A 348-nucleotide genomic window follows, 5' to 3' on the forward strand; every position below is an offset into this window, starting at 1 on the left:
TAAGGGGTGTCCATACGATAATGCACCAATGGAATCTTTTCATGCTTCCCTCAAAAAGGAATGTGTTTATCCAGTGCCGGTCTTTGAGAATTATGAAACTGCCGCTGCTGTCCTTTTTGAATATGTGCATGCTTTCTACAATAGGAAGAGAATTCATAGTTCACTGGGCTACCAGACCCCCTTACAAGTTGAAATCGCAACACTTGCGAGCCAAATGGCCGCCTGATTTAATGCTTTCCAGGGTTCAAATAAGTTATTAATCACGATTAATGATTTATTTGAGCTGTGGAAGGTAAACGCGGTTCTGAATGTCTCTTAAAACCTGTCTCAAATATTGACTTCAATCCA

General features: G+C 40.5%; 1 protein-coding gene. It reads left to right on the plus strand.

Going from position 1 to position 348, the window contains the following annotated elements; all coding sequences use genetic code 11:
• A partial coding sequence (locus tag FD33_RS06720; protein ID WP_156407831.1) for an IS3 family transposase occupies nucleotides 1-226 on the plus strand: 226 nt, incomplete at its 5' end.
• Nucleotides 227-348: the final 122 nt, after the last annotated feature.

This window comes from Companilactobacillus paralimentarius DSM 13238 = JCM 10415 (assembly GCF_001434985.1).
GTDB classification, from domain to species: Bacteria; Bacillota; Bacilli; order Lactobacillales; family Lactobacillaceae; genus Companilactobacillus; species Companilactobacillus paralimentarius.